Genomic DNA, 9,006 nt, shown 5'->3' with positions numbered 1-9,006 from the left:
TAAAATATTTTTTAACTTTTTAGTTTGTTTAAAGGTTGTTACACAAAGAAACAAGTTTGCTTTGTTTGATTAATGTTATAATTCTTATAAATTTTTACAATTTGTAAGGTTACGAATGAAAATTTTATTTCTCTCACACACAGATTCCAATCTTTATTTGTTTCGCTTGCCTATTATGCTAGCACTCAAAGACAAGGGACACGAAGTTATCGCGCTAATCCCAAAAGGAGCAGACTTCGATAAATTTGCCCCTCTTGGCATACGAGCGATTGCTTATTCTATTCATCGGAGCAGTCTCAATCCCTTAAGTGCCTTAAAAACGATTCAAGAAATTACAAAAATCCTACAAGAAATCAAGCCCGATATTGTGCATACCTTTATGCTTAAGCCCAATATTTATGGCTCTTTTGCCGCAAAAATTGCAGGGCTGGATTGCGTGATTAACAGCCTTACAGGTTTGGGGAGTTTTTATATTGATGAGAGCCTAAAATCCCGCATTTTACGATTCGTCATAGAATCCCTAAACCGCGTCGCTTTTAAAATTGCTCAAAAAGTGTTATTCCAAAACAATGAGGATTTAGAATTATATGTGCAAAAACGAATCCTATCACGCGAAAAAGCAATATTGATTAAAGGTTCTGGCATTGACACGCAAACCTTTGCACCAATAAATCAAGAATCCTACCACACAATGCGTCAAAAACTAAGCCAAGAATTGAATCTGCCAACTCTTAAGGATTCTATCTTGGTGCTAATGGTAGCGCGCGCCATTGCGCACAAGGGAGTGCGGGAATACTACAAAGCAGCAGAGATTCTTAAAAGCAAAAATCCGCATTGCATTTTTTTATATGTTGGCGGAGTAGATTTGGGTAATATTTCCTCAATGAGTGAGGAGTTTTTGAAAAGCTCTGCTGCCGTTATTTATCTCGGACAACGCAACGACATTCGCTCTCTTATAGGAGTTTGTGATTTGTTTGTTTTGCCAAGCTATCGCGAGGGGATTCCGCGCACGCTTTTAGAAGCTGGAAGTATGGCAAAACCGATGATAACAACCAATGCAGTAGGTTGTCGCGAAGTCGTTGAAAATGGTAAAAATGGCTTCTTGGTAGAAATTGGCAATGCGGGGGAGCTCGCGCAAAAAATCACTCAACTAAGCAAGGATAAAGACCTACAAATGCGTTTTGGGCGAGCAAGCAGAGAAAAAATTTGTGCCGAATTCAGCACAGATTCCATTGTGCAAAGTTACTTGTCTCTGTATGATTTGGTTTTGTCCTCCAAACAAAAAAATTCTTCCTCTCACAGAATCTATCCAAACTTCATCAAGCCCGTTTTAGATGTTTCTCTTGGCGCAATTCTACTTGTGCTGTTTTCTCCCATTTTGCTTATCGTCTCTTTACTTATCCGCACGAAACTTGGCTCACCTATATTTTTTACGCAAGAGCGTCCGGGCAAAGAGGGCAAAATTTTTAAGATTTACAAGTTTCGCACGATGAATAACGCACGCAATGAAAAAGGCGAATTGCTCCCCGATGAAGTAAGGCTTACGCAATTGGGTAAATGGATTCGCAAAAGTAGCTTAGATGAACTCCCCCAACTCTTTAATGTGCTAAAGGGCGAAATGAGCTTCGTAGGTCCGCGTCCGCTTCTTGTGGAATATTTGCCTTTGTATTCCAAAGAACAAGCACGTCGCCACGAAGTCAAGCCGGGAATTACAGGCTGGGCGCAAATCAATGGGCGCAATGCAATTTCTTGGGAAGAAAAGTTCGCGTTAGATGTATGGTATGTGAATCATCTTAGTTTTTGGTTAGATTGCAAGATTTTATGGGGGACTTTTTATAAGGTGATAAAACGCAAGGACATTAGCTCTAACACAAGCGTAACAATGGAGAAATTTCAAGGCAACAAAACGCATTCTTGTGAAGAATAAATGAAATGAGAGATGAAACAATCTAAAAAAGAAATAAAAAATAAAAAGCTAATCTTGGGATTCCTCTTAATCTTTGGAATCTCACTCTTTGCAAGCGAATAGGCGGGTTATCAATGAAGTAAATATGTCATTAGAGCCATTATTCTAACAAATGGAGATAACTATCATTTTTTCAATCTGCGCTAGAAATATTAGAGAACAAAGAAAAATAAAGTCTAATTCCACAAACAGAATCCAAAAACATTCTTAAAGCTTCTTAGCCTTTAAATACGCACGCTTGGGTGCGGGATAGCCCTCAATCGTGAGTTCCCCGCTTGACTCTAAAAAATCCTCCAAAGATTCTCCACTACTCCATTGCGTCTTGTGCTGCTCATCAAAGGCAGTTTTTAGTGTCGCAATCACTACAATTTCTTTGAATCCACATTTCATTAGCCACCCCTCAAAAGTGCGAAGCGTAGGGATAAAATAAACATTTGGCATTTTGGCATAGCGTCCCATAGGGCAAAGTGCGATTTCTTGCTCTCCATCAATTATCAGGCTATCAAAAATAGCCTCACCTCCACTTTTTAAGGCATTATAAACAAGCTTAATCGCATCTAAGGGGCTTTTGCGATGATACAAAACCCCTAAACACAACAGCACATCAAATTGTCTTGCAAAAAAGGACAATTCCTCAATGCCAAGCAACTCATACTGCAAGCGGCTTTCTTGTGCGAAAAATTGCAAAAATTGAAATTGCACAAAGCACAATGGCACAGGGTCAAACCCCACAATCCGAGCAGGATTAAGCTCCACTGCCCTAAACATATAATAACCATTGTTGCACCCTATGTCGCCTACTACCTTATCGCTTAAATGCAAATGTGGTGCAAGCAGGTTGTATTTAATTGCACTATTCCATTCGCTTTGAATTTCTAAAGTATTGAGGATAAAAGGACCTTTGCGCCACGGAATCAACTCTCTTGCCACCTCACATACAAGCGTAAAAGATTCCTCGCTTAAATGTGGAATCTCAAGCCGCACAAAATCACCATAGAAAACTTTTGCTCCTTGAAGTTCAGATTTTGGAATCACCTTTAAACGCTCAAGTTGTGCAACAAGTGGCAAAATATTTTTAAATGCCAAAGCGCGTTTGCGCTCTGCCCTTAGATATTCCAAATCCCTTTCTTGCGTCATTTAAGATTCTGCTTAAAACGACTCTAACGCGTCTTGTTCTTGTTGTTGCAAAGCTTTTTCTTTGTAAATTAGATTGTCTGGACATTTCTCGCGATAATTTCCTTGCGCGTCATAATAATAGCTTTTTTCGTCCCAATAAGAAGAAGAAATTCCACAAGCGTTTTGATAACACCCACCAAGAAGAATCACTCCCAATGCCAAAATACCAAATTTCAAAACACTCAAATTTTGCATAATATTCCTAATACTAAAATTACCTAAAAAGTGCAATTATACTCTTAATTTTAAAAGTCTAGCTTACACGATTAAATGCGATTCCAAAAAGTTTTTAGGAATAAATAACTTATGTTAATGCCTGCTTTCATAAAGCATAAATTGGAATCTTGCGGCAATCATTTGCGCTCTTTGTAGAATCTGCGTCGCCACCTCATCGCAAAAAATCTGCTTTAAGCTCTCCTCAAACAATTCCAACCAAATAGTAAAAAATTCTCTTGGAAAAGGGGGTAAATCCAAATGCGCTTTCAATGGCGCACCACTATAATCCCCGATATTTAGCAACATTCCATACCAAAAATTTGCAATCTTGCGTTTATGCTTTTCCCACAATATATCCTCTGTGCCAATTTTGTTATTAAAAATCTCTCCCACGCCGCTTTTATCCGCACGAATCTTTGCATAAAAAATATCCATTAGCAAATCAATGCTTTCCACACAAATTTCATCATATTTTTCCATTTTTACTCCTTTAAACATAAAATGCAAGTTTTGCTAAAACGACAATCAACACTCCCAAAGTCAAAGCAATGGAGTGAATTACCTTGCGTAAAGGACTTAGTTTTTAAGCCCACAATAAAACACCAAAACAATAACAATCATCAATGCGATTCCAAACGCTAAAAAGCTTTTAATGATTAAAAATTACTGCAAAGTTATGGCAAAATAGCCCATTTTGCTTCCAAATATTGACTTAATTGCTAGTTATGTTACAATAAGTAACATAAAAATGAGGGGAGTTTCCTTAGCTTCTTCTGCCAATAATGCTAACTATTTTGTCTGCAAATTCTTCCCTCCCAAAAAATCTTGCGAATCGGACTAAGCAACACCTCACCACAAAAGATATAGCCCAAAAAGATAATGGCGCACAATAAATGAATGGTTAAAAACATTGTATATAAATTATCCGTCACTGATTTCTTAAAAAATATTTTATTTGCATAATACTAACCAAGTTTTATGGCAAAAAATTTGATAATAGTTAATTTTTTGTTAAAATATGTTCGTTTTCCAAACTAGCTTTCTAGTTTTACATTTTAATAAGGGAGGCTTTAATGCAAGATTGTTTCAAAATATTATTTTCTTTGGGTTATAAACGTTTTTATCATAAAGAAGAAATTTTGTTCTTTGAGGGCGAGACTCCAAAACAACTTTTTGTGCTACTAAGTGGCAAAGTCAGAGTCTATAAAACCATAGAACAAAGCCCAAAAACTAGAAGTAGAAACGCAAAAAAAATAGCCAAAGAACAAATTTTACACCAAATTTGTGCGCCAAATTTCATTGCTGAAATGCCAAGCTTCTTAAACCAACCCTTTCCAGCTAGTGCAGCTTGCGATGAGGAATGCGAGATTTTAGAAATTAGTCTTGCAACTTTTCAAAAACAATGTATGGGAAATCCAACTTTCTGTCGTGAATTAGTTGCTTCACTTTGCAATAAAATCAAAATGCTAGAATCGCATATTGCTCAAAATTCCTTAGGATTAAAAGAGCGACTAATGAATTTTTTGCACGCAAATGAAACAGAGTTAGCACATTTAACACAGCGACAAATCGCCCAAAAGCTGAACACGAGTGCCGAATCTCTTTCGCGCGTATTAAGAGAACTCAAATCACAAGGAGTTTTAAACACACAAAAGGGGAAAATTATTTTAAAAGCCTAAATTTTGGGCTTTTATCGCTTTATCCAAATTCTAGCCCAACCCTATGCGTTGCTAAACTTTTCAAAATTTCGGTAAAATTCTAAAATCCAAATAGACTGAAAGGCAAGAATGAAAAAACTAGCAATATTTGGTGCTGGTGGGCACGGAGCAGTCATCGCAGAGATTTTAGAATCCCAAAATTTATCTTTTGAAATTCTCATTGACGACAATCCAAAAAACAAGATTCTTAATGGAATCACTGCCATTTCAAGAGCAGAATTTCTCAACCTAACAAATGCTAAAGATTTTGGTATTCTCCTAGCGATTGGTGATAATTTGATGCGGCAGAATCTTTATCACTTTTTTGTCAAACAAGGATTCTGTTTGCCTTTTGTTGCACATCGTCGTGCTATAATCTCAAAATCCGCCAAAATTGCTAGCGGGAGTGTGGTAATGCCAAACACTGTTATCAACGCACGCGCTTCAATCGGAATGGGTGCGATAATCAATAGTGGGAGCATTATAGAACACGATTGCAGAATCGGGGATTTCTCCCATATTGCACCTAGTGCGACACTTTGTGGAAATGTGCAAGTTGGGGATTGCACACATATTGGTGCAGGAAGCGTGATTATTGAAGGGAAAAGTATTGGGCAACACTGCCTCATTGGTGCAGGAAGCGTAGTGATTAGCGACATACCACCGCATAAAAAAGTCGTTGGCAATCCGGCGAAAAAAGAATTAAGATAAGGAGAAATTATGGGATTTAGATTTTTTTTATCTCCCCCACAAATGAGTGGCAACGAACAACAATATGTCCAAGAAGCTTTTGAAAGCAATTATATCGCCCCGCTTGGCGCATTTGTCAATACTCTGGAAGAAAATGTTAAATCTTACACCGCCTCTCCCAATGCCTTAGCACTCAATTCTGGCACATCAGCATTGCATTTAGCATTGCGCGTCAGCGGAATCGGACAAGGCGATTTTGTGCTTGCAAGCAGTTTTACCTTTATTGGCTCTATTGATGCGATTCTTTATCAAGGCGCAATTCCAATCTTTATTGATAGCGACTTAGAATCTTGGAATCTAAGCCCAAAACTGCTAATACGAGCCCTAGAATCTCTGCCCAAAAAACCCAAAGCCCTAATTGTTACACATCTGTATGGACAATGCGCAAAAATTGCGGAGATTGCGGAGATTTGTGCGCAGTATGGAATCTTGCTCATTGAGGACGCCGCAGAATCACTCGGGGCATTTTATGATAAAAAACACAGCGGAACTTTCGGCGAATTTGGCATTTTATCCTTTAATGGAAACAAAATCATCACGACAAGCGGCGGAGGAATGTTGCTTGGCAAAAATCAAGAAAAGACAGAGAAAGCACGCTACTATTCTACTCAAGCACGCGAAAATCTACCCTTTTATGAGCATTTGGATTATGGCTATAATTATCGCTTAAGCAATATTTGCGCAGCCATTGGTGTGGGGCAGTTAGAACAAATTGAAGTCAAAGTCTCCAAAAGACGCAAAATTTTTGAATGGTATCAAGAAACATTGCACAAGGAAGTAGAATCCCAAACATTAGAATTTATGCCCGAGATTCCAAACTCAAGAGGGAATCGCTGGCTAACAACTTTACGCTTTTTAAGTCCCAAAGTCAATCCTCTTGCGCTCGTGGAATTGCTTGCCAAAGCAGGCATAGAATCTCGCCCTTTGTGGAAACCTATGCACCTACAACCACTTTTTAGGGATTCTATCTCTTTTGTAGATGGCACAAGCCAAAAACTTTTTGAAAGCGGAATCTGCCTACCAAGCGGTGGAGCATTAGAAAAATGCGACATTGATGAGATTGCAAGCCTTATTCAAAAATTCCTAAAGAATCGCTAGTGCTACAATCCGTTTTATTCCGCCCAAGCAATGCCAAACGCATTATATTTTTTGTCTTTATAGACTTGCTTGTTTCTTATTTCACGCTCGTACTTTCTTATGATTTGCGCTTTAGCTTTCAAGTGCCTTTGGAATTTAATTTCGCAGTTGTATCGGTTTTTTGTGTCTTAATTTCCTTAAAGATTCTGCTTTTGGCTTTATTCAAAATCTATCTTGTGCCGTGGCGATTCTTTGGGCTATTAGAAGCCTTAAAAATCTTTTATGCACACATCTTGGCTTATGGAATCTTTTGTGCCATTGCGTTTTTTGGAGGGGCGTTTGGAAACTTTCCCTTAAGTGTAATAGGTATTGACTTTGTAATTTCTAGTATTTTTATTGGAGCAATCAGAATCTCTAAGCGCATTTACTTGGAAAATTCACCCAAAAACTCCCCCAAACCCGCTGTGATTTTTGGAGCAAATACACAAAGTGCGACATTGATTAAAGCCGCCCTTAATAGCGAGATTCCATTTTATCCTCTTGCAATTATTGAAGAAGATGAAAAAACATTTGGGAATTACATCTCCAATCTCAAAATTTATCCCAAATCGGCTTTGAAAGAACTCATACAAAAGCATAAAATCAAATCCGCAATCCTCACGCGTTCTTTTTCCAAACCTCCTTTAGAGGGAATCTTTAACGAGCTGACACAATTAGGAATTGATGAAATTAAAATTGCAAATTTGCTCAAAGACGATACACAAAAAACCCCCTCTGAACCTCTTAAAAATATCTCTATTGAAGATTTGCTTTCGCGTCCAAGCAAGGATTTAGATAAGGAAGTCATCGGCGCGTTTCTAAAAGACAAAAGAGTGCTTATCACAGGGGCTGGAGGAAGTATCGGAAGCGAAATCGTGCGACAATGTGTAGAATTTGGCGCGCAAAGAATCGTTTTGGTAGAGCATAGTGAGTTTAACTTATATGCGATTTTAGAGGAACTCTGTTCCCAACAAAACAAAGACTTTAAAGCCTTGCTTCGTCCTTGCTTACTAAGCATTTTAGAAAAAGACCGCTTTGGTGCGCTCATCAACGAGGAAAAGCCCGACATTATCGTGCATGCTGCGGCTTACAAACATGTGCCGCTTTGTGAATACAATCAAAAAAGTGCGATTGAAAACAATATCATCGGAAGCAAAAATGTGCTAGATAGTGCGATTGAAGCAGGGGTGCCAAAAGTCGTTGTCATCTCTACGGACAAAGCGGTGCGTCCGACCAATGTAATGGGCGCAACCAAACGCATAGTAGAACTCTATGCGCAAAATGTAGAATCCAAGAGTAGTGAAATTGTCGCCGTTCGATTCGGAAATGTGTTAGGTAGTAGTGGCTCTGTCGTGCCAAAATTCAAGGCGCAAATAGAATCGGGTGGTCCTATTACCGTTACACACCCAGAAATCACACGCTATTTTATGCTGATTCCCGAAGCTTGTCGGCTCGTGTTGCAAGCCGGAGCAATTGCGCAAGGGGGGGAAATTTTTATTTTAGATATGGGAGAACCGGTTAAAATTGTAGATTTGGCGAAAAATATGTTACGACTTTATGGCAAAGAAAACGAAATTACGATTGAATTTAGCGGATTGCGTCCCGGTGAGAAGCTATATGAAGAATTGTTGCTTGATGAGAGTGAGGGAAAAACAAAATATCCCTCCATACAAGTGGCGCGTCCAACAAAATACGATATTCACAAACTTAACGCAGATATTACAGAACTTATGCAGTGCAAGGATTCCAAAGAACATCTTGCAAAACTTAAAGAAATCGTAGTAGAATTTCACCATAACGCATAACAACTCTTAAAGAAAATTTATGAATCCTACCAAACAAAAAACCCTAGCAATCGTTATCTCCTCTCTTAGAATGGGTGGAGCAGAACGCGTAGCAAGCTTCGTCGCAAACGAACTTGCAAGTCAATATAGAATCGTGCTTTTTGTATGGAATGAGAAAGAAAGATTCTATCCACTAAATTCTAATGTGGAAATCCGAATCCTTGCAACCAAAAATCGTGGAGTACTTGGCAATACCTTGCGCATTTTTAAGCTTTGGAGAGCATTTAAGAGCGAAAAGGTG

Annotated in this window: 8 protein-coding genes and 2 pseudogenes; 7 read left to right on the top strand and 3 right to left on the bottom strand. The window is 38.5% G+C overall.

All coding sequences use genetic code 11. The features are described from left to right. Positions 1-115: 115 nt before the first annotated feature. Both Q1553_RS01575 and Q1553_RS01570 read left to right on the top strand, forming a co-directional pair. Positions 116-1,237: pseudogene (locus tag Q1553_RS01575) on the top strand (glycosyltransferase family 4 protein); the annotation flags it as partial. 66 nt (positions 1,238-1,303) lie between these two features. Next, entirely contained in the window at positions 1,304-1,927 is a 624-nt protein-coding gene (locus Q1553_RS01570) for a sugar transferase (RefSeq protein WP_297579710.1), read from the top strand. 246 nt (positions 1,928-2,173) lie between these two features. Here Q1553_RS01570 and cmoB read toward each other — a convergent pair whose 3' ends face one another. The 3 genes from cmoB to Q1553_RS01555 form a co-directional block, all read right to left on the bottom strand. Beyond that, positions 2,174-3,103 carry a tRNA 5-methoxyuridine(34)/uridine 5-oxyacetic acid(34) synthase CmoB gene (gene cmoB / locus Q1553_RS01565; RefSeq protein ID WP_115551865.1) on the bottom strand — a complete coding sequence of 310 codons (930 nt, stop codon included), beginning with the start codon at positions 3,101-3,103 and terminating at the stop codon, positions 2,174-2,176. A gap of 12 nt (positions 3,104-3,115) precedes the next feature. Next, on the bottom strand, positions 3,116-3,337 hold the full coding sequence (locus Q1553_RS01560) for a hypothetical protein (protein ID WP_245944259.1): 222 nt from the start codon (positions 3,335-3,337) through the stop codon (positions 3,116-3,118). A gap of 114 nt (positions 3,338-3,451) precedes the next feature. Next, positions 3,452-3,838: a group III truncated hemoglobin gene (locus tag Q1553_RS01555; protein ID WP_300669440.1), complete on the bottom strand. Its 387-nt coding sequence runs from the start codon at positions 3,836-3,838 to the stop codon at positions 3,452-3,454. A 593-nt stretch (positions 3,839-4,431) separates the two neighbouring features. Here Q1553_RS01555 and Q1553_RS01550 point away from each other — a divergent pair. The 5 genes and pseudogenes from Q1553_RS01550 to Q1553_RS01530 all read left to right on the top strand — a co-directional run. Further along, positions 4,432-5,037: a Crp/Fnr family transcriptional regulator gene (locus tag Q1553_RS01550; RefSeq protein WP_297579704.1), complete on the top strand. Its 606-nt coding sequence runs from the start codon at positions 4,432-4,434 to the stop codon at positions 5,035-5,037. 108 nt (positions 5,038-5,145) lie between these two features. Beyond that, positions 5,146-5,766: an acetyltransferase gene (locus Q1553_RS01545; protein ID WP_300691679.1), complete on the top strand. Its 621-nt coding sequence runs from the start codon at positions 5,146-5,148 to the stop codon at positions 5,764-5,766. A 9-nt stretch (positions 5,767-5,775) separates the two neighbouring features. After that, positions 5,776-6,903: a UDP-N-acetylbacillosamine transaminase gene (pglE, locus tag Q1553_RS01540; RefSeq protein WP_297579701.1), complete on the top strand. Its 1,128-nt coding sequence runs from the start codon at positions 5,776-5,778 to the stop codon at positions 6,901-6,903. Beyond that, positions 6,903-8,726, top strand: a complete 1,824-nt coding sequence (gene pglF / locus Q1553_RS01535; protein WP_298497101.1) for a UDP-N-acetylglucosamine 4,6-dehydratase (configuration-retaining) — start codon at positions 6,903-6,905, stop codon at positions 8,724-8,726. Before pglE ends, pglF begins: the two co-directional genes overlap by 1 nt. A gap of 19 nt (positions 8,727-8,745) precedes the next feature. Continuing rightward, a pseudogene (locus Q1553_RS01530) lies at positions 8,746-9,006 on the top strand (glycosyltransferase family 4 protein); the annotation flags it as partial.

This window comes from Helicobacter sp. UBA3407 (assembly GCF_949747025.1).
In the GTDB taxonomy this organism is placed as follows: Bacteria; Campylobacterota; Campylobacteria; order Campylobacterales; family Helicobacteraceae; genus Helicobacter_D; species Helicobacter_D ganmani.
This window is presented reverse-complemented; position numbering and strand designations above follow the sequence as displayed.